At 60.7% G+C, this 21,583-nt stretch carries 14 protein-coding genes and 1 tRNA gene; 12 read left to right on the forward strand and 3 right to left on the reverse strand.

Translation table 11 applies throughout. The annotated features are described in order from the left end of the window. Position 1 precedes the first annotated feature (1 nt). Positions 2 to 77: transfer RNA gene (locus OKC43_RS20765), tRNA-Gly, on the reverse strand. 249 nt (positions 78 to 326) lie between these two features. Between OKC43_RS20765 and OKC43_RS20770 the strand changes: the two genes are divergently transcribed. The 11 genes from OKC43_RS20770 to OKC43_RS20820 all read left to right on the forward strand — a co-directional run bounded on the left by OKC43_RS20770 (position 327) and on the right by OKC43_RS20820 (position 16,661). After that, positions 327 to 3,764 (forward strand): ATP-binding protein, encoded by a 3,438-nt coding sequence (locus tag OKC43_RS20770; RefSeq protein WP_236271229.1) that lies wholly within the window; start codon positions 327 to 329, stop codon positions 3,762 to 3,764. A 415-nt stretch (positions 3,765 to 4,179) separates the two neighbouring features. Beyond that, positions 4,180 to 5,865, forward strand: coding sequence for an ABC transporter substrate-binding protein (locus tag OKC43_RS20775; RefSeq protein ID WP_005353816.1), 1,686 nt, complete (start codon positions 4,180 to 4,182; stop codon positions 5,863 to 5,865). A gap of 118 nt (positions 5,866 to 5,983) precedes the next feature. Continuing rightward, entirely contained in the window at positions 5,984 to 6,967 is a 984-nt protein-coding gene (locus OKC43_RS20780) for an ABC transporter permease (RefSeq protein WP_005353818.1), read from the forward strand. Position 6,968: 1 nt separating this feature from the next. Beyond that, positions 6,969 to 7,889 carry an ABC transporter permease gene (locus OKC43_RS20785; protein ID WP_005353820.1) on the forward strand — a complete coding sequence of 307 codons (921 nt, stop codon included), beginning with the start codon at positions 6,969 to 6,971 and terminating at the stop codon, positions 7,887 to 7,889. Then, complete coding sequence (locus OKC43_RS20790; RefSeq protein WP_157162152.1) at positions 7,886 to 8,905, forward strand: ABC transporter ATP-binding protein; 1,020 nt, start codon at positions 7,886 to 7,888, stop codon at positions 8,903 to 8,905. The genes OKC43_RS20785 and OKC43_RS20790 overlap by 4 nt, the downstream gene beginning before the upstream one ends. Positions 8,906 to 8,916: 11 nt before the next feature. Beyond that, a complete protein-coding gene (locus OKC43_RS20795; protein WP_005353824.1) occupies positions 8,917 to 9,909 on the forward strand; it encodes an ABC transporter ATP-binding protein in 993 nt (330 codons plus the stop codon). A 114-nt stretch (positions 9,910 to 10,023) separates the two neighbouring features. Beyond that, entirely contained in the window at positions 10,024 to 11,757 is a 1,734-nt protein-coding gene (locus OKC43_RS20800) for a glycoside hydrolase family 9 protein (RefSeq protein WP_236271358.1), read from the forward strand. Next, positions 11,750 to 12,622, forward strand: coding sequence for a BadF/BadG/BcrA/BcrD ATPase family protein (locus tag OKC43_RS20805; RefSeq protein WP_005347722.1), 873 nt, complete (start codon positions 11,750 to 11,752; stop codon positions 12,620 to 12,622). Before OKC43_RS20800 ends, OKC43_RS20805 begins: the two co-directional genes overlap by 8 nt. Beyond that, positions 12,607 to 14,472, forward strand: a complete 1,866-nt coding sequence (locus tag OKC43_RS20810) for a beta-N-acetylhexosaminidase (RefSeq protein ID WP_236271228.1) — start codon at positions 12,607 to 12,609, stop codon at positions 14,470 to 14,472. The genes OKC43_RS20805 and OKC43_RS20810 overlap by 16 nt, the downstream gene beginning before the upstream one ends. A 212-nt stretch (positions 14,473 to 14,684) precedes the next feature. Further along, complete coding sequence (locus OKC43_RS20815; protein ID WP_201957959.1) at positions 14,685 to 16,238, forward strand: methyl-accepting chemotaxis protein; 1,554 nt, start codon at positions 14,685 to 14,687, stop codon at positions 16,236 to 16,238. Positions 16,239 to 16,304: 66 nt separating this feature from the next. Then, a complete protein-coding gene (locus tag OKC43_RS20820) occupies positions 16,305 to 16,661 on the forward strand; it encodes an MGMT family protein (protein ID WP_236271227.1) in 357 nt (118 codons plus the stop codon). A gap of 16 nt (positions 16,662 to 16,677) precedes the next feature. Here the strand turns inward: OKC43_RS20820 and OKC43_RS20825 are convergent, their stop codons facing one another. Then, on the reverse strand, positions 16,678 to 16,842 hold the full coding sequence (locus OKC43_RS20825) for a hypothetical protein (protein ID WP_005334891.1): 165 nt from the start codon (positions 16,840 to 16,842) through the stop codon (positions 16,678 to 16,680). Between the two features lie 108 nt (positions 16,843 to 16,950). Beyond that, the gene (topA, locus tag OKC43_RS20830) at positions 16,951 to 19,572 is read right to left on the reverse strand and encodes a type I DNA topoisomerase (protein ID WP_005362158.1); all 2,622 of its coding nucleotides are present in this window, start codon (positions 19,570 to 19,572) and stop codon (positions 16,951 to 16,953) included. 355 nt (positions 19,573 to 19,927) lie between these two features. Between topA and astB the strand changes: the two genes are divergently transcribed. Continuing rightward, positions 19,928 to 21,265 carry an N-succinylarginine dihydrolase gene (gene astB, locus OKC43_RS20835; protein ID WP_236271226.1) on the forward strand — a complete coding sequence of 446 codons (1,338 nt, stop codon included), beginning with the start codon at positions 19,928 to 19,930 and terminating at the stop codon, positions 21,263 to 21,265. The last annotated feature ends 318 nt before the right edge of the window (positions 21,266 to 21,583 follow it).

Below are 21,583 nucleotides of genomic sequence, written 5' to 3' on the forward strand. Positions count from 1 at the left end.
TTGGAGCGGGAAACGAGACTCGAACTCGCGACCCCGACCTTGGCAAGGTCGTGCTCTACCAACTGAGCTATTCCCGCGTTACTGCTTTCGTGCCAGTTGCCTGACAACGAGGCGCATTATACGTACCACGAGCGCCAGCACAACCCCTTTTTCGCAATTAAAGCCCTGATGCAGACTGTTTGCTCAGGGTTTAAACGCCTTGCTGCATTTTTCTCCAGCCAGCTGTGACCCACCAAGCGAATTTGGGATAAAGTCGTTGAAATGATTACGCTTTCGTTCGAGACTTGAGCGGCTTAATAACCGGATTCTCAATTGAAAATCACAAGATGAAATGGATCTTCACGCTTCGTGGGCTCAGGCCGCAGTTAATGCTGGCTTTTTTCATGTTGGGCATGGTGCCCTTTTTGGTCATCACCCTCTTCTTCCTATACAGCCACGGCAAGGATCTCACCACCCAGACCTCCAACCATCTGGTCTCCGTCCGTAATATCAAGAAGAGTCAGCTCGAGGATTACTTCAACAACCTCAAAGAGCAGATCATCAACTTCTCCCAGCAGGATTTTGCCGGCAACAGTATCGGCCGTTTCTATGGCTTTACCGGCGCCTTCGAGAAGCTGGGCACCACACCGCAGGAGGCCCGCAGCCGTGCTCAGGCCCGCTATCTGCCCGGCTCCTGGGATCAACTGCGCAAACCGGACAGTCAGGTGGAGATCGAACCCTCCATCACGGCACTTATCCTCGCCGACGAGATGTATGGCCGGGTGCACCAACGCTTTCATCGCGGCTATGCCGACATGGTGCGCAAGTCCAACTACAGCGACATCTTTCTGGTGGACCTCAACGGTGATGTGGTCTATTCGGTCACCAAGCACCCTAACTTTGCCACCAATCTGCTCTCCGGACCTTATCAGGGCAGTGGCTTGGGCCAGACCTTCGCCAAGATCAAACGCCGCCTTGATGGCGGCCAGAAACCACAGCAGATCTTCGAGTTCACCGATTTTGGCCGCAACGAGCTGACCGGGCAGGTGGTCGCCTACATGGCAGCCCCCGTGATGCAGTACGACTATGTGCGCGGGGTGGTGATTTTCGAGCTACTGCCGGACAAGCTCAACCAGATCATGGCGGAGCGGGAGGGGCTGGGCGAGACCGGCGAGACTATCCTGATCGGCCCTGACAAGCGGATGCGCGCCGATGCCTGGCTGGCACCGGAGTTCAGCGTCGAGAACAGCTTCAGCCCCAATTTCCGGCCGCTGCAAACCCCCCTCATCACCAAGACGCTCTCCGGCGAGCAGGGGGTCGGGCTGTTCCACTCCTATCAGGATGACGAGGTGCTGGCCGCCTACACCCAGGTGAAGGTGTTCGATACCGAGTGGGCCTTTATCGCCGAGATCTCCACCCGGGAAGCCTATGCCCCGATCCGCCAGCTGGAAACTCTGGTAATTGTGCTGGGCGCGGGTTCGGTACTGCTGCTGATCCTCTTCTCCCGCTGGCTCTCCCACTCCATCACGGCGCCGCTGCGCTCCCTGACCGAAGCGGCCGAGCAGGTGGCCGACGGCGCGCTGGATCACCCCATCGCCATCGAGCGCACCGGCGATGATATCGACCGGCTGGCCGAGGCATTTCGCCATATGCAGCGCTCGGTGAAGGACAAGATCGAACTGATCGAACAGCAGACCCAGGAGCTGCAACAGCAGGTCAAGCTGACCCACAAGCAGAACCTCAGCCTGCAGCAAGCGGACAAGCTCAAGGATGAACTGCTGGCCAACACCTCCCACGAGCTGCGTACCCCCATTCACGGCATCAAGGGGATGGCCGAGTCGATGCTCGCCAGCCAGCAGGATTTGACCGAAGGGCAGCAAAAGCAGCTCGGGCTCATCATCAAGAGTGCAGACGGCCTGGCCCGTCTGGTGGACGATCTGCTGGACTACCACCAGATGCGCTATGGCCAACTGGAGATCCACTCCCAGCCCGTCTCATCAAAAGGGGTTATCCGGCTGGTGCTGGACCTCTGCCAGCATCTGGTGCAGGCCAAACCCCTCACCCTGGTGGATATCAGCCCGGCCGAACTGCCGCCGGTGCTGGCCGACGAGCAGCGGCTCGAACAGGTGCTCTACAACCTGGTGGGTAACGCCATCAAGTACACGCCGCAGGGCAAGGTGGTGCTCAGTACCATCGTCGAGAACAACTTCCTGCGCATCAAGGTCACCGACACCGGCATCGGCATCGCCCCCGATCATCTGGAGCACATCTTCGAGCCGCTGGTGCAGATGAGCCCGGAGGTAAGCAAGCAGGGGGCTGGCCTTGGCCTCTCCATCACCCGCCAGCTGGTGCACCTGATGGGGGGCGAGCTGTTTGTCGAGAGCGAGCCGAGCGTTGGCTCTACCTTCGCCTTTACCCTGCCCCTTGCCACCGGCAAAGCGGCCAATCTGACTCTCGACAGCCGCCAGATCGAGCATCAGCTGGTGCGCCAGCAACCTCTGATCCTGCCGGACTGGGAGAGCGACGATCTGCCCCCTCCCCCCGAGGATGCTCCGCTCATTCTGGTGGTGGATGACGAGCCCATCAACCTGCACATCCTGCGCCATCTGCTGCAGCCCTGCGGCTACCGCATCCTGCCCAGCAGTGATGGCCACGATGCGCTGGCCAAGCTGGCCGAGGAGCCGGTAGACCTCATCCTGCTCGATGTGATGATGCCGACCCTCTCCGGTTTTGACGTCTGCCGTCGCCTGCGCCAGCAACACCCGAAAGATATGCTGCCGGTGCTGCTGCTCACCGCCCTCAACCAGCCCAAGGATATCGAGGAGGGCTTCGGGGCCGGTGCCAACGACTATCTGGTCAAACCCTTCTGCAAGGAGGAGCTGTTTGCCCGGGTCAAGGCACTGCTGGAGGCCAAGGCCGGACGCGCCTCGCTGGTAGAAAACCGGCTCTTGAAGCAGGAGATCGAACATCGCCTCACCCTGCAGGATCGACTGCATCAGGATCAGCAGCGCCTGCTGGCCCTGCTCGGTGAAGGGGCCGACCCCATGATCTTTATCGACGAGCAAGGCATAGTGCTGTTTGCCTCCCGGGTGCTGGCACGCCTGCTGGGACAGGAGCCGGAAGCCATGGAGGGGCAGCCCCTCAATGAGTGGCTCGCCACTCCGCTGCAACAGCAGTGGCCCGACCTTGCCAGCGAGCGGGAACACAATCTGGAATTTCTGGTGGCCGGGCAAAAAGATGTACTCAACGCCCGCGCTCTGCCTATCACGCTCGGAGGACAGGCCGCTTTCGCCCTCACTCTGAGTACCGAGCTGCGTCAGGATGAGAACCGGGTAATGGCGTTGGAGAACGCCCTCAAGAACCTCTCGCGGCAAGCCATCATCGAAGATGAACAGCTGCTGGGCGAGCTGAGCCGCCTGGGTGGCGAGTTCCGTTCGCTGGCCGACGACCTTATTCGCCAGCAGGATGACGAGCCGCTGCGCCGGGCGCTGGTAGAGACCATGCAGCTCACCCTGGATGCCTGGCAGCAGGGGACCGGCAAGGGCAAAATCGTGCTGGCGGAGAAGAGCAAGCTGTGGCGGGTCTATATGGACAGATCCAGCCCGCAGACCCGCACCCTCGACAAATACCTGAGTCTGGACACCCTGCCCAAGTCGCCACGCTGGAAGACGGTCGTGGCCACCACCGAGTATGTGCTGGGCCACTGCCCGCTCAATGATCACCAGCGCCAGCAATTGCAGCACAGCGCACAGACCCTGCGTCAACTCGCCAACCGCAAACCGTGACACGGCGCCCTAAACGGGCGCCGGATCACAATTGGCAATCTGGTTTCTTTTTATGCAAAACAAAGCCCAGCCCGACCCCGAAACCGAGAGCAGATCCAATTCACAAATTTGTCATATACGCCATTTTCACAGCCACTTCCTACGCGAGAGCAAATAACGCAAACCAATGATTTTAAACAGATAAAAAAGCATTTTGACGAGATTGACGTAACACCGTCAATTTTTACGAAAACAACGAAATCAATAGTTGTTGTTTTCCTGTTAATTCTGGTTTGCTTAGGGCGTTGGAAAACAGAACGACAAAGGTTAGACACCTGACCAACACAGAGGGCCGATTTCATCAGCATGCGAAACCGGTGCTCACACAAAACAAGGCGAACCCTCGGGAATGCCAAAAAATAAGAAAGGAAAACATATGCTTGCCAAAGTATCCAAAATCTCTACCGCTGTAATGCTGGGAACCATGATGCTTGCCGGTGCCGCCGGTAACGCCATGGCCGCAGAAAACAAAACCGTGCTGACCATGGTCGCACAGCAGGAAACCGCCTGGGTCAAGAACTTCAACCCCTTCCTGCAAGCGGGCTTGCTGCACACCACCCGTCACTTCATCTATGAGCCGCTGGTGATCTTCAACGATATGCAAGGGGGCAAACCCGTCTATCGTCTGGCCACCAACTATGCGTTCAGCGATGACCTGAAATCCGTCACCTTCGATCTGCGTGACGGCGTGAAGTGGTCTGACGGCGAAGCCTTTGATGCCGATGACATCATCTTCTCCTTCAATCTGGTCAAGGCCAACAAGGCGCTGGATGAGCGCTCTATCTGGACCCAGATCAAAAGCGTCGAGAAGCTGGCCCCCAACAAGGTCAAATTCGACCTGACCGAGGTCAACACCAACGTGGTGAATGATCTGGTGCTGGTACCAATCGTGCCGGAGCATCAGTGGAAATCGGTGAAAGATCCGGTTGCCTTCACCAACGACAAGCCGGTTGGTACTGGCCCCTTCACCGAAGTGGACAACTTCTCTGCCCAGCTCTACACCCAGTGCCGCAACCCGCACTACTGGGATAACGCCAACCTCGCTATCGACTGTATCCGCATGCCGCAGATGGCCACCAACGACCAGGTGCTGGCTGCTGTCATGAAGGGTGACATCGACTGGTTCGGCTCCTTCGTGCCGGATATCGAGCGCCTCTACGTCGGCAACGATCCGAAGAACAACAAATACTGGTTCCCGGCCTCCGGTACCGTGGCGTTCAACGTCAACTTCCAGACCAAGAACCCGGGCAATAACGAAGCCTTCAACGATATCAACTTCCGCCGCGCCTTCTCCATGGCGATGGACCGCCAGTCCATGGTGGATATCGCGGGCTACGGCTACCCCACCGTCAACGAGTACCCGTCAGGTCTGGGCAAAGCCTTTGACTCCTGGAACAACCCGGAAGTGGACAAGAAGTACGGCAAGTACAACAAGTTCGACTTGGAAGGGGCCAAGGCCCTGCTGAAAGAGGCAGGCTACAAGGATTGTGACGGCGACAAGTTCCTCGACACCCCGAGCTGCAAAAAGATCGAGTTCAAGGTACTGGTACCGAACGGCTGGACCGACTGGGTCAACACAGTTCAGATTGGTGTAGAAGGGCTGCAGGCGCTGGGCCTGAACGCCAAGACCGCCACCCCGGAAGCGACCGTCTGGACCGAGAACCTGATCACCGGTGACTTCGATGTCGCCCTGCAGGGTTACTTTGCCGGTGCCAACCCGCACAAGTACTTCGAGACTGCGTTCCACTCCCGCAACATGGGTGACCGTGGCAACCGCTTCGCCGCGCCCCGTTACAAGGACCCCGAGCTCGACAAGCTGATCGATGACTTCACCCAGACCGCCGATGCGGCCAAGCAGAAGGAGATCATGTTCGCCATCCAGGATCGTGTTGGTGCCAACCAGACCATCATTCCGGTCTTCAACAACCCGACCTGGTACGAGTACAGCACCAAGCGCTTCAACGGCTGGTTCAGTGCTGATAACCCGGTAGCCAAACCTCAGCTCCACCCGGATACCCCTGAGCGTCTGCTGCACGTGTTGTCCCTCAAGCCAAACAGCTAAACAATCCCGGCCCCCTGCGGGGGGCCATCTTCCCCGTTAATCCCCTTCTTGCCCGGCACCGCCGGGGTTGGGGTAGCTATACCCGACGCGGGGCAGACTTGCAGTAAAAGGTACTATCATGGGATTCATACTGAGACGCTTTTCCTTCTATCTGGTTGCCTTTCTGGTAGCCGCCACCATCAACTTCCTGTTACCCCGTGCCATGCCAGGGGATCCTGTCTCCGTGATGTTTGCCCGCGCTGGCGCCATGATGGAACCCGCCGCCTTGGAAGCCCTCAAAGCCACCTTCGGCTTTGTCGACGGCCCCATCGGCACCCAGTTTCTCACCTATGTGAAGAGTGTCTTCACCTGGGATCTCGGCACCTCGGTGCGCTTCTACCCACAGCAGGTCTCTGACGTGCTGGGCCGTGCCATCGGCTGGACCCTGTTTCTGGTCGGCACCTCCACCATCCTGAGCTTCTCCATCGGTTCCATCGTCGGCATCTTCGCCGCCTGGTATCGCGGCGGCCGGATGGACAGCATTCTCTCCCCGCTCACCCTGGTGATGCAGGCCATTCCGCCGGTGGTGGTCTCCCTGCTCGCCCTGTTCCTGTTCGGGGTCAGCCTCGAGTGGCTGCCCATCGGCTACGCCTACAGCCCGGAGATCAAGGCTGACTGGGGCTGGGAGCACATCAAGAGCATCATGACCCACGCAATCATGCCGGTGCTGACCCTGGCCGTGGTGCAGGTGGGGGGCTTTCTCATCACCATGCGCAACAACATGATCAACCTGCTGGGCGAGGATTACATCACCATGGCCAAGGCCAAGGGGCTCTCCAGCAACCGGGTGATCTTCAACTACGGCGCCCGCAACGCCATTCTGCCCAGCGTCACCGCCCTCTCCATGGCGCTCGGCTTCGTCATCGGTGGCTCCCTCATCACCGAGGTGATCTTCAACTATCCCGGCCTGGGCCTGACCCTCTATCAGGGCATTCTGGCCCGCGACTACCCGCTCATTCAGGGGCAGCTGCTCATCATGACCATCACCATGCTCAGCTTCAACTTCCTGGCCGACGTGCTCTACGTCTTCCTGGATCCCCGTCTGCGTACAGGAGGCAAATAAGATGCGTATGCCGACCATTCTCAAGATCCTGCTGGGCAACAAGAAGGCTGCCTGTGGCCTCGCCATCGTGGTTGCCTTCGTACTGATGGCCCTCTTTGCCCCCATTCTGGCCAGCAACGAACCGACCAAACGGGTGGCTCGCCCGCACCAGCCGCCCAGTGCCGAGTTCGTGATGGGTTCAACCCGCATGGGCCACGATATCTGGGCCCAGTTCACCAACGGTGCCCGTATCTCGCTGCTGGTGGGCTTCAGCGCAGGCCTGCTGGTCTGCACCCTGGCCGTCGCCATCGGCATCACCGCCGGTTACTTCGGCGGTCTGGTGGATGAGTGCCTCACCTTCCTGATGAACGTGGTGCTGGTGATCCCCAACCTCCCCTTGCTACTGGTGCTGGCGAGCTTTATCGGGGAGGCGTCACCGGCGGTGATTGCCGTGATAATAGGGTTGACCTCGTGGGCCTATGGCGCGCGGGTCATCCGTGCCCAGACCCTGGCCCTGCGCGAGAAAGAGTTCGTCATCGCCGCCGAAGTACTGGGCGAGCCGGCCTGGCGCATCATTCTGGTAGAGATCCTGCCCAACCTCATCTCCATCATCGGGGTGAGCTTCATCGGCTCCATCATCTACGCCATCGTCACCGAAGCGACCCTGGAGTTCCTGGGGCTTGGCGACCCGACTGTGGTGAGCTGGGGCATCATGCTCTACAACGCCCAGACCTCCAGTGCCATTCTGGTCGGCGCCTGGTGGGAGATCCTGGCCCCCTGCTTCGCCATCGCCACCCTGGGTGCCGGTCTGGCCCTGCTCAACTTCGCCATCGACGAGATTGCCAACCCGCAGCTGCGCTCCCACAAAGGGTTGAGCCGCTGGAAGAAACTTGCAACACCGGTCGCAACACCACTCTCTGCCGCACAGGAGAAGACAGCATGAACAAGCATCCCCTGCTGTCAGTACGCAATCTTTGCGTCGACTACATCACCGAAAATGGCGACGTGCGCGCCGTCAACTCGGTGAGCTTCGATATCCGACAAGGCGAGATCTTCGGTCTCGCCGGTGAGTCGGGTTGCGGCAAGTCCACCGTCGCATTCTCGGTGGCCCGGCTGCACAAGCCGCCCGCCTACATCAGCGGTGGCGAGATCCTGTTCAAGGGAGAGAACATCCTCCATTACAACGACGAGCGGCTGCGCTCCTACCGCTGGCAACAGGTGTCGGTGGTGTTCCAGTCCGCCATGAACGCCCTGAACCCGGTGCTGCGGATGGAGGAGCAGTTCTGCGACGTGCTGCTGGCCCACAACCCCGGCATGACCCGTTACGAGGCGATCAAGCGCGCCCAGGAGCTGCTCACCATCGTCGATATCCACCCGAGCCGGCTCAAGGACTACCCGCACCAGTTCTCCGGCGGCATGCGCCAGCGGCTGGTGATTGCCATCGCCATGGCGCTCAACCCCGAGCTGCTCATCATGGATGAGCCGACCACGGCGCTCGATGTGGTGGTACAGCGGGAGATCCTGCAGAAGGTCTATGCCCTGAAAGAGAAGTTCAACTTCTCCATTCTGTTCATCACCCACGACCTCTCCCTGATGGTGGAGTTCTGCGATCGCATCGGCATCATGTATGCCGGTGAACTGGTGGAGGTCGCTCCCTCCAAGGCGATCCTGACCGCGCCGCTGCACCCCTATACCAGAGGGCTCGGCAACTCCTTCCCGCCCCTGCACGGGCCGAAGAAGGTGCTGGAAGGGATCCCGGGCACCCCGCTCAACCTGCTGGAGGTGCCGGTCGGCTGCCGCTTTCAGGCCCGCTGCGGCAAGGTGCACGATCGCTGCCGTCAGGAGTACACCAGATTGGTCGAGATCCGCCCCGGGCAACAGACCGCCTGCCACCTCTATGAGGAGCAGGGACTGCAACAAGATTCCGTGATCTATCTGGACAAGGCCGCTGGCTGTTAAGGATGTCTGTCATGCAAATCGCCAAAACCGATGCACCCATCATCGAAGTCCAGCACCTCTACAAGGACTTCCCCATCAACTCCAATGCCATCAAGAGTGGCAAGATGCGGGCCCTCTCCGACATCACCTTCAACCTGCACCGGGGCCGCGCCCTGGCGGTGGTCGGGGAGTCGGGCTCTGGCAAGAGCACCATCGCCAAGATCATCGCCAAGATGTACAAGCTCAGTGCCGGGCGCATTCTCTATCGCGGCCACGATCTGGAGGAATTCAACAAGGGCACCGCCCTGCTGGACTATCGCCAGAGCGTGCAGATGGTGTGGCAAGATCCGTTCGGGTCGCTTAACCCAACCCACACCATCTATCACCACATCGCACGCCCCCTGCTGCTGCACAGCAAGGTGATCGACAAAAAAGAGCTGCCCGACATGGTCTACGCCCTGCTGGAGAAGGTCGGCCTGACTCCTGCCAAGGCGACCGCGGCCAAGTATCCACACCAGCTCTCCGGCGGCCAGCGCCAGCGGGTCAACATCGCCCGCAATCTGGCGGTGGAGGCTGAAGTGGTGCTGGCGGACGAACCCACCTCCATGCTCGACGTCTCCATTCGCATCGGCATCCTCAACCTGATGGAGCAGATGAAGAACGAGCTCGGCGTCTCCATGCTCTACATCACCCACGACATCGCCACCGCCCGCTATGTGGCGGAAGATCTGGCAGTCATGTATGTGGGACACATGGTGGAGTGGGGCGAGGTGGATGAGATCCTGCACCACCCGCAGCACCCCTACACCCAACTGCTTATCTCGGCGGTGCCCGACCCGGAGAAAAGCATCCACGCCGAGCTGGAAGGAGGCCGCAAGGGGGAGATCCCGCTCTGGACGCCGGAATCCTGCGGTTGCCCCTTTGCCGGGCGTTGCAATCAGGCGATGCCCCGCTGCAAGGAGGCGCTGCCCCCCATCACCAAGCTTGCCGACAACCACTTCGTGCGCTGCTACCTCTACGAGTGAAGGTGAACCCGATACCGGCCGGACAACCCTGTCCGGCCATGCCTCGATACGGGGCGGCCACAGCCCCGTGATGTGCCTCACCGCCCGGCGGTGAACCACAGGAGTAATACCTTGATGGAACTCTTGATCAATCAGGTGGGCTACGAGTGCGACGGACACAAGGTCGCCCTGTTGCAAACCTCCCCCGCCCCTGATCTCGGCGGCTATGTCAGGCTGCAACGCCTTGATGATGGCCAGATCCTGTTTGAAACCCCGCTGCAACCGGCTGGCAGCGTCCCAGGCTGGCAAGGGCGCGCTTACTGGCGCGCCGACTTCTCCGCCTTCAAGGAGCCCGGCCACTATCGGCTGGAGGCGATCACTGCCCAAGGCATAGTCCGCTCGACCCGTTTTGCCATCGGCCAGGATCTGCTGGCCAGCCGCTGCCTCTCGGACGTTATCCACTACTTCAAAGGGCAGCGCGCCAGCGGCACCTTCGATCGGGCCGACCGCAACGCCCGCCTGTTTGGCACCGACCAGCACAAAGATGTGCACGGCGGTTGGTTCGATGCCAGCGGCGACATGAGCAAGTACCTGAGCCACCTCTCCTACGCCAACTACCTCAACCCCCAGCAGACCCCCATGGTGGTGTGGGCCCTGCTCAAGTGCCGCGAACTGCTGGCCCCGCGCCGCGATATCGACGGGGTGAACCTCTGCAAGCGGCTCAATGACGAGGCGCTGCACGGCGCCGATTTCCTCTGCCGGATGCAGGATGAGTCGGGCTTCTTCTTCATGACCCTGTTCGACAAGTGGAGCAAGGATCCTGCCCAGCGCGAGCTGTGCGCCTATGCCACCCAACAGGGGATCAAATCCGCCAACTGGCAGGCGGGTTTTCGCCAAGGGGGCGGCATGGCCATCGCCGCGCTGGCCCGCGCCGCCCGCGAGAGCGTCAGCGGCGACTTCGATGCCAGCCGCTACGCCGAGGCAGCCAAACGCGGCTACCTGCATCTGTGCGAACACAACCTTGCCTACCTCGATGACGGGGTCGAGAACATCATCGACGACTACTGCGCCCTGCTGGCAGCGGTGGAGCTGACCCGCACTTTCGGCGCCGAGTGGCTGAATGAGGCGAGAGCCCGTGCCAGCAAGCTCTGTGCCCGCCAGCGTCCTCATCCTGAGCTGGGTCACTACTGGTCGGCCAACGAGGATGGCTCGCGCCCCTACTATCACGCCGCCGAGGCGGGCCTGCCGGTGCTGGCGCTGCTGGAATATCTGGGCGTAGAGCCGGATCAGGGGCACCAGGCCCGGGTACAAACCGTAGTGGAGCAGGCGCTGGCCGCCGAGCTGGCGCTCTGCGCCCGCGCGGGCAACCCCTTCTCCCTCGCCCGCCAATATGTGAAAGGGGTGGATGAAGCGCCGCGCGTCAGCTTCTTTATGCCCCACAACAACGAATCCGGTTACTGGTGGCAGGGGGAGAATGCCCGCCTCGCCTCTCTGGCGACCATGGCCTTTGCTGGCGCCCGCCACTTCCCCCGCCAGAGCCAGCCGCTGCTCACTTATGGTCAGCACCAGCTCGACTGGATCCTCGGGCAAAACCCCTTCAACGCCTGCATGCTGGCGGGCCACGGCATCAACAACCCCGCCTATACCGCCGGGTATCCCAATGCGCAGGGGGGCATCTGCAACGGCATCACCTCAGGGTTTGATGACGAAAATGAGGTGGCCTTTATTCCGGAGGAGTACAAGGATCGGCTGGATCAGAACTGGCGCTGGGGCGAGCAGTGGATCCCCCACGCCGCCTGGTTTGCCCTGGCTATCAGCTGGCAGAGTGCGCAGAGTGATCGACATGAGCAGGGAGGTCGCCATGATTGAGTTCTGGGTCGGGGTCGACGGCGGGGGCACCCACACCCGCGCCCGCATTCGGGATCGGGCGGGCAAGCTGCTCGGAGAGGGGCGCGCGGCAGGATCCAATCTGGAGCTGGGCATCCCCCATGCCCACGCCAATGTGCTGGCTGCCATCGCCAGCGCCCGCCTTGCCGCCGGGATCGCTATCGAGAGTGAACAGCAGATGGGGGTCGGACTGGCGCTCGCCTCCGCCGAGCTGGCCGACTGCTATCACGCCCTGCTCGAGATGCCCTTCCCCTTTGCCAGCGTCAGACTCACCTCCGATGCCTTCGGTGCCTGCCTCGGCGCCTTTGGCGGCCGTGAGGGGGCCATTCTGATCGCAGGTACCGGCTCGGTGGGGCTGGTCTATCAGGAGGGGCAGATCCGCACCTGCTCCGGCCGCGGCTTCCCCATTTCAGACATAGGTAGCGGCGCCTGGTTGGGGCTGCGCGCCATCCAGCAATCCCTGCTCTGCCACGACGGCATTCTGCCCCCCAGCACCCTCGCCATCCGCTTGATGGACCGCTTCAAGCGGGATCAGGCCGAGGTGGTACGCTGGGCCGCCCGCGCCATTCCGGCGGACTATGGCCACTTTGCCCCCTGGGTGTTCGATGCCGCCAGCGATGGCGACGAGCTCGCCAATCAGCTGCTGGACGAAACCTGCGAACAGCTGCGGATCCTGCTGGAGGGGATGACCCAGCTCGGTGCCAGACAGATCGCCCTGCTGGGGGGGATTGGCACCCGCCTCGCTCCCCGTCTCGGCCAGCTCAACCTGATCCCCCCCCAGGCAGATGCGCTCGATGGCGCCATCCTGTTTGCCCAATCAGAGGATTTTCCATGTCTACACCCCTGATCCACACCCAGGTCGCCCGACGTGACGGCGAGGATGTCTGGTTCACCTTCACCCTCTCCCGCATACCTGATACCAAGTGGAAGCTGCACTTCTGTCTGGCTCGCCATATCGACCCCGACTCCTTGCAAGGGGGCGAGCTGGAGCGCCAAAGCGGCAGCTACAAAGTGATTGTCCCGAACGCTGGCAGCAGCGAACTGCGCTTTTGCTGCCGCCAGACCCCCATCAAGAAGCTCTCCGACATGCCGCAGGGCTTTTTCCTAAGCTTGCCGGAGGCGACCACGGGTGCCCAGCTGCTGCCGGTGACGCTGGCGGCGCAGGATCTCGGACTGGAGAACCCGCCGGTAACCCGCCCCGACCTGCCGGATGTCGAGCCCCTGCCCGGAATCGTGCCACAACCGGCCCATCTGGTACTGCTGGAGGGGAACTTCCGGCTGGCCGAGCGGGCTCATGTCAGCGCCCCCCGCGATGTACCGAAATTGCTGGCCCACTTCAACGAGCTGACGTCGCTGGCGCTGGAGCAGGATCACGACGCTGAAATCCGGCTAACCGAGGCCAAACTGGCCCCCGAAGCCTACCAACTCACCATCACGCCGCAGGAGGTAGTGATTGCCGCCGCCGACGAACCGGGCTGGCGTCATGGGCTGGTCACGCTGGCCCAGTGGTATCTGCAACATGGCGAGAGCATGCCCTGCGTCACGCTGGAGGATGCCCCGCGCTTTGGCTTTCGCGGCATTTTTCTCGACTGCGCCCGCCACTTCCACACCCCGGCCACCATCAAGCGCCTGCTCAAGCTGATGAGCCTCTACAAGTTCAACCGCTTCCACTGGCATCTGACCGATGACGAGGGGTGGCGACTCGAGATCAAGGCCTTCCCGGAGCTGACCGACGTGGGTGCCTGGCGCGGCCACGATCTGGCGATCGGCCCCCAGCTCAGCGGCGGCGCCGAACCCTATGGCGGTTACTACACCCAGAGCGAGGTGAAGGAGCTGGTGAGCTATGCCGGTGAGCTCGGCATCACCGTCATTCCCGAGATCGACATTCCGGGCCACTGCCACGCCGCCATCAAGGCGCTGCCCGAGCTGCTGATCGAAACGGCGGATCACTCCCGCTACCGCTCGGTTCAGCATTTCGATGACAACGTGCTCAACCCCGCCCTGCCCGGCACCTACCGCTTTCTGGAGGCGGTGCTGGACGAGGTGTGCGAACTCTTCCCCGGCCCGCAGATCCACATGGGGGGGGACGAGGTGCCGACCGGGGTCTGGACCGACAGCCCCGCCTGCCAGCAGCTGATGGTCGAGCAGGGCTACGCCGACTGCCGCGAGCTGCAGGGCCATCTGCTGCGCCACTGCCAGCGCTATCTGGCCGCCAGAGGCAAACAGATGATCGGCTGGGAGGAGATCCTGCATGGCGACAAGGTGAGCCGCAAAGCGGCCATCTGTGCCTGGACCAGCTTCCAGGCGGGGCTGGACGCGGCCGCGGCCGGTTATCCGGTGGTGATGGCGCCCGCCCAGTTCCTCTATCTGGATCTCGCCTGGAGCGCCGATATTCATGAACCCGGCCTCTACTGGGCGGGTACCCTCAATCTGGAGCAGATCTACTCGTGTGACCCTGCCCCAGCCGATTTCCATGCCAACGATAACATCCTCGGGGTGCTGAGCCCCTTGTGGTCAGAATTGATCACCAGCCGTGATCGTCTCGACTACATGTTGTTCCCGCGTATGCTGGCCACGGCCGAGGTGGCCTGGAGCGATCCCGCCCACAAGGGCTGGGAGCACTTCGCCGCCCGCCTGCCGGGTCAGCTGCAGATCCTCGATCAGTTGCAGGTGCGCTACCGGATGCCACAGAGGTAATGTTGTCTCTACTTTGGCGGCCAATCGGCCGCCTTTTTTACGATTAGCCAACAAAACATCAACTTCCCCCTATCATTCATCCGCCATTATTGGCAAAATCCAGCCCCCAATGAAGCTGGTCTGCCTCCTGCTGGCGCGAGCCTGCGGCCACCTCCAGATCTGCCACAATAACAACGACAACATTATCAACAAGAACATCGGAGCGTATTCCTATGGCCCGCAGAGATGTCCATACCCTGGATAGCGAAGTGGAGTTTCCTGCCGACGTACAACTGGTCTCCACCACTGACCTGCGCGGGGTGATCACTTATGCCAATCCGGCTTTTTGCACCATCGCCGGCTATAGCGCCGACGAGCTGGTCGGTCACAACCACAATCTGGTACGCCACCCCGACATGCCCAAGGCCGCCTTCGCCGATCTCTGGGCCCGCCTCAAGGAGGGCAAACCCTGGCGCGGCATCGTCAAGAATCGCTGCAAGGATGGTCGTTACTACTGGGTAGATGCCTATGTGACCCCCATCTATGAAGGCAACAGGATCAGCGGCTACCAGTCGGTACGCTGCAAACCCGAGCCCCAATTCAAGCGCATCGCCGCTCAGACCTACCAAGCCCTGCTCAAGGCAGAGCGCGGCAACAGCAGCAACCTACCCTCTCTTGCCAAAGTACGCACCCCGGCCATTACCCTGCTGCTGCTCGGCCTGATGGGCTGGACCTTCGCCAGCCAAGGGGCCATGACCGTCCTGCTGATGCTACTGCCCCTGTTGCTTATTGGCGGAGCCTACTGGCGCGAGCTCTTTGCCCTGCCCCACTATCTGCAGCAACTGGGCCGTGAATATGACAGTCTGACCCGGCTGGTCTACTCCGGTGACAACCCCGGCGCCATTGCCGATTTTCATATCAAGATGCTGCAGGCCCGCATCCGAACCGTTTTGGGGCGGATCAACGATGCCACGGCACCTCTGCAAACCCTGGCCATCAATCTGAAGCAGGCCTCTCATCAGGCCTGTCTCGATATCAACGAGCAAGATGCCCAGACCCAGCAGATGGCTACGGCTATGACTCAAATGGCCAACACAGCTCACGAGATCGCCCGCAACATTCAAGACTCCAACGGTCAGGTCAACGAAGCTCGCAATCGTTGTGAACAAACCAACCAGCAGTTGAACCAGACCGAGCAACAGATCGAACAGCTCGCCAAACAGGCAGAGCTGGCGTTCAACTCGGCGGTAGAACTCGCCAGCGAATCCGAACGGATTGGCAGTGTCATGGGCGAGATCCAGGGCATCGCCGAGCAGACTAACCTGCTGGCCCTCAACGCGGCCATCGAAGCCGCTCGCGCCGGGGAGCAGGGCCGTGGTTTTGCAGTGGTGGCCGACGAGGTGCGAACTCTATCGACCCGCACCCACAAGGCGACCGAGCAGATCCAGGGCAGCATCAAGCAGATCCAGCACACGCTGGGACGCTGGAAGGGGATGATGCAGGAGAACCTGCAACAGACCCGCGCATGTGCCGAGATGACTCGCCAGGGCGCCAGCAGCCTCCATACCGTGCTGGCCGAGATAGAGCTGGTCACCGAACACTCCACCCAGATCGCCACCGCTGCAGAGCAGCAACAAGCGGTCGTGGAGGAGATCAGCCGCAGCATCCACCAGATCTCCGAGTACTCCCACGCCAACAGTCAGAAGATGCTGGATGTCGATCACTCCAGTCAGGCTCTGCTGGAACGGGCCAAGCAACTGAAGGGGCTTAGCCAGACCTTCGGTTGAATCATTGCCAGCCTCATGACAGAAGCGCCACAATGGCGCTTCTGTTGTTTTTGACGAATCGGGTCTATGAGCATTGAACCAAGTCCGTCCCCATTAAACAAAGCTGCCCGTATCGAAGCGATCATCGCCCTGATCCCGGCAGGCCGGGTGGTCAGCTATGGTCAGGTGGCCGATCTGGCGGGGCTGCCCGGACGGGCAAGACTGGTAGGCAAGGTGCTGCGGGAAACCGACAAGGTACTGCCCTGGCATCGGGTGTTGGGCGCAGCGGGCACCATCTCGTTACCGAAAGGATCGCCAGGCTTTGCCGAACAGACGGGATTGCTGCAGGAAGAGGGCGTGCCCGTGATTGGTGGACGGGTCAGAATGAAGGAGTGGCAATGGCAGCCCGATCTGGCCGAGCTGCTTTTTCTACTGCCGTTTTGAGGGGATCACAGCCGGATCACTCCAGCGGCGCCAGGATCTCGTCGCTGCGCACCTGCACCGGTATGGTCTCGTCCGCGCGCTGCAGCAGCACCAGCAGACTCTGCCGGTCAACCTCCAGCACATAGGCCGCCCCTTCCCGGGTCATGCAGCTCATGCCCGGCCGGATCTCGTTAATCTCCATCTCAACCTCCTTGTCTACTTCGCGATTGATGACAGCTGCACTCCTTGCAGCTGTCTCAGTATACCGCTATCCATAAGCAAAGAGGCCCCTTGTCGGGGCCTCTTTTCATCAGGCTTTTTTAGCCTTTGGCAAACTCTCTTGCCAGGTACCGTTGTCGTAGTGAGCGGTCCAACCGGTCGCCTTGCCGTTGACCTCGCTCATCACGTACTGCTCCTTGGTCTTGCGACTGAAGCGAACGATGGCGGGGTTGCCGTCCGGATCAGTGAGCGGGGCTCCCGCCAGATACTTGTGCTTGGCGGAGATGCGATCCTTGAAGCGCTTGAGCTCTTCCACCAGCGGCGCGCGAGTCTCGCGGGATTTGGGGAAGTTGCTGGCTGCCAGGAACAGACCGGCAGCACCGTCACGCAGCACGAAGTGAGCATCGGACTGGGTGCACTTGAGCTCCGGCAACGGTACCGGATCTTCTTTCGGCGGCGCGATGTCGCCGTTTTTCAGGATCTTGCGGGTGTTCTTGCAGGTCTCGTTGGTGCAGCCCATGTACTTGCCGAAACGGCCGTTCTTGAGCTGCATCTCGGCTCCGCAACGGTCGCACTCGATGCTCGGCCCTTCGTAGCCCTTGAGCTTGAACTGGCCCTTCTCGATTTCGTAGCCATCGCAATCCGGGTTGCGACCACAGACGTGCAGCTTGCGGCTGTCATCGATGATGTAAGCATCCATCGCTGTACCACAGACACCGCAGCGGTGCTTGGCGCGCAGCGCTTCGGTTTCCGCCTCTTCGCCGTCAGTGGCGGAGACAAACTCGTCGGCAGAGACCAGGTTGATGGTCTTCTTGCAGCGCTCTTTCGGCGGCAGGGCATAGCCGGAGCAGCCGAGGAACACGCCGGTGGTGGCGGTACGAATGCCCATCTTGCGGCCGCAATCCGGGCAGTCGATGTCGGTCATCACCATCTGGTTGGCACGCATGCCGCCCTCTTCGGGCGCCTTGTCAGCCTTCTCCAGCTCCTGGGTAAACTCGGCGTAGAAGGCGTCCAGCACCTTCTTCCACTCCAGGCTCCCTTCGGCGATGCCATCGAGCTTGTCTTCCATCTTGGCGGTGAACTCGTAGTTCATCAGCTCGACGAAGTTCTCCACCAGACGATCGGTGACAATCTCGCCCATCTTCTCGGCGAAGAAACGGCGGCTCTCGACCCGTACATAACCGCGATCGACGATAGTGGAGATGATAGAGGCGTAGGTTGACGGACGGCCGATGCCGCGTTTTTCCAGCTCGCGCACCAGCGCGGCTTCGGTGAAACGGGCAGGCGGCTTGGTGAAGTGCTGGCGCGGATCCAGCTTGACCAGTTTCAGCACCTCGCCAACGGTCACCGCCGGCAGCTGGCTATCTTCGCCCTTGCGACCCATAGGCGGCAGTGCCTTGGTCCAACCGGCGAAGCGCAGGGTACGGCCACGGGCCTTGAGCTCGAACTCACCCGCCTTGACGGTCAGGGTGGAGGAGTCGTATTGAGCCGGGGTCATCTGGCAAGCAACGAACTGACGCCAGATGAGATCGTACAGACGCATGGCATCCGGCTCCATCCCTTCCAGCATCTCGGCAGTCACCTGTACGTTGGAGGGACGGATCGCTTCGTGCGCTTCCTGGGCATTGGCCTTGGCGCCATACAAATTCGGCTCGGCTGGCAGATAGGCCGCGCCATACTGCTCGCCGATATATTCACGCACCGCCTCAACCGCCTCTTTGCTGAGGTTGGTGGAGTCGGTACGCATATAGGTGATGTAACCCGCTTCATAGAGACGCTGGGCCATCATCATGGTCTTCTTGACCCCGAAGCTCAGACGGGTAGAGGCCGCCTGCTGCAGGGTGGAGGTGATAAACGGCGCGGACGGCTTGGAGCCGGTCGGCTTGTCTTCCCGGTTCACCACCTTGTAGTCGACCCCTTCCAGGGCTGCGACAGCGGCAAAGGTCTCGGCCTGGGTCACCGGCTTGAAGTCAGCCCCGTTGCGGCTGACCACTTCCATCCGCAGATCGCTCTTGTCGGCGGTCAGCAGGTCGGCATTGAGATCCCAGAACTCGACCGGAACGAACGCCTTGATTTCGCGCTCTTTATCGACGATGAGACGCACCGCAACGGACTGCACTCGACCGGCGGAGAGACCACGGGCCAGCTTTTTCCACAGCAGCGGGGAAACCATGTAACCCACCACGCGGTCGAGGAAACGACGGGCCTGCTGGGCATTGACGCGGTCAATATTGAGTTCGGACGGCTGGGCAAACGCCTCCTTGATGGCGCTCTTGGTGATCTCGTTGAACACCACGCGCTTGTAGCGGCTGTCGTCGCCACCGATGATCTCGCGCAGGTGCCAGGCGATCGCCTCTCCTTCTCTATCCAAGTCGGTTGCGAGATAGATGGTGTCGGCTTTCTCGGCCAGACTTTGCAACTCGCTGACCACCTTCTCCTTGCCGGGCAAAATCTGGTAGTTAGCCTGCCAGCCAGCGGTCGGATTGATACCCATCCGGGCAAACAGGGCCTTGCGATCCTTGGCAGCCTTCTCGGATTCGCTCAACTTGATGCCGCGAATGACAGGTTTCTTGGGCTCGGTGCTGGCGCTGCCGCTGGTGGGCAGATCGCGAACATGACCAACGCTGGATTTCACCACGTAGTCCTTGCCCAGATATTTGTTGATCGTCTTGGCCTTGGCCGGAGACTCCACTATGACCAGTGATTTGCCCATGCTGTAACTATTATCCTCATTGCACCCGACGGGGTTGGTGTGCGGTTTTGTGGGGCTGTATAAGAGATTTGGCGCGAAAAAGCAATCTTGTGAGCAAATTTGCCTGACCAGCCCGAACCACACGGCTTCTTTTATTGCTTCTTTATTTATTAATGCGAAGGCAACAGGCCGGACGCAACCGCTTTTTCAATTTTCTGCCATACCGCCCCTCTTTTTATATCTGAAACGACATAAAAACGTCTGCTGGTTACCGGCTTGTTACAAAAACATAAAATCTCTTTATAATGGCCCAACCCCGACGCATTGCGCGCGGAAGGAACCGCTACCCATCATAAAAATCGAAAGGATGTACTCAATGAAGCACTTCGAGGTCAATTTCGACGGTCTGGTCGGCCCGACTCATAACTATGCCGGCCTCTCCTACGGCAATGTTGCCTCCCAGAGCAATGCCCAGGAGGCTTCCAATCCGAAAGAGGCAGCCAAACAGGGGCTGCACAAGATGAAGGCGCTGACCGAGCTTGGCATGACCCAGGGGGTACTGGCGCCACAAGAGCGTCCCGACCTCGCCACCCTGCGCCGCCTCGGCTTCACCGGCAACGATGCCCGGGTGCTGGAGCAGGCCGCCAAACAGGCTCCCGCCGTACTGGCTGCCTGCTATTCGGCCTCCAGCATGTGGACCGCCAACGCCGCCACCGTCTCTCCCAGTGCCGATACCCAGGATGGCCGCATTCACTTCACCCCCGCCAACCTGACCAACAAGTTTCACCGCTCCCTGGAGCCGGACGTTACAGGCCGTATCCTGCGAGCCGTGTTCAACAATGATCGCCACTTCAGCCACCACATCCATCTGCCGGAGAATGACCACTTCGGCGACGAGGGGGCAGCCAACCACACCCGCCTCTGCCGCGCCTATGGCGAGGCGGGGGTCGAGCTGTTTGTCTATGGCCGCAGCGCCTTTGACTACTCCCGCCCGGCGCCGAAGCGCTATCCGGCCCGCCAGACCCTGGAGGCAAGCCAGGCCATCGCCCGCCTGCATGGCCTTGGCGAGGAGAGCGTGGTGTTTATTCAGCAAAACCCGGAGGTGATCGATCAGGGGGTGTTCCATAACGATGTGATCGCGGTGGGCAACCAGAACGTGCTCTTCTTCCATCAACAAGCGTTCCTCAACACCGAAGCGGTGCTGGCCGAGATCAGCGGCAAGTTTGGCGAGGGGGATTTGCACTTTATCGAAGTGCCAACCGCCGAGGTATCCGTGCTGGATGCGGTGAAATCCTACCTGTTCAACACCCAGATCCTCACCCTGCCGAGCGGCGAGATGGCCATCATCGCCCCCACCGAGTGCCGCGACAATCCGGCTGTCTCTGCCTATCTTGGCAAGCTGCTGACGCAGGAGACCCCGATCAAGGCGGTCCACTATATGGATGTGAAACAGAGCATGCGCAATGGCGGCGGCCCGGCCTGCCTGCGACTGCGGGTTGCCATGAACGATCAGGAACTCGCTGCGGTCAATCCGGCCTGCCTCATCAACGACAGCCAGTTTGCCCGCCTCGATGGCTGGGTGGATCGCCACTACCGCGACCGCCTAACCCTCGATGACCTGCGGGATCCGGCACTGGTGCAGGAGTCCCGCAGCGCACTGGACGAACTGACCCAGATCCTGAAACTGGGTTCGGTCTACCCGTTCCAGCGCTAAATGTGATGCCCGGGAAGACCGCCAACGCTGGCGGTCTTCTGCTATCGGCCTTCTCTTCAGCGCGATAGCCAACTTGCACGGATGCTGTTTTGTGCAGAAAAGCAGCGCACAACTTGCTGATAAGCTTGAATTTTGAGCTGTATGTATCAAAAAATCGACGAACAGTCATTTTTTACTGCCAGATGCCTCATCAAGGGGTTCACAAAGCCTCTGGATCTGATAGTATGCGCCTCGCACTTGGGGAGGGGTTCCCGAGCGGCCAAAGGGATCAGACTGTAAATCTGACGGCTCTGCCTTCGAAGGTTCGAATCCTTCTCC

The organism is Aeromonas sp. Y289-2, assembly GCF_027705925.1.
GTDB lineage: Bacteria > Pseudomonadota > Gammaproteobacteria > Enterobacterales > Aeromonadaceae > Aeromonas > Aeromonas veronii.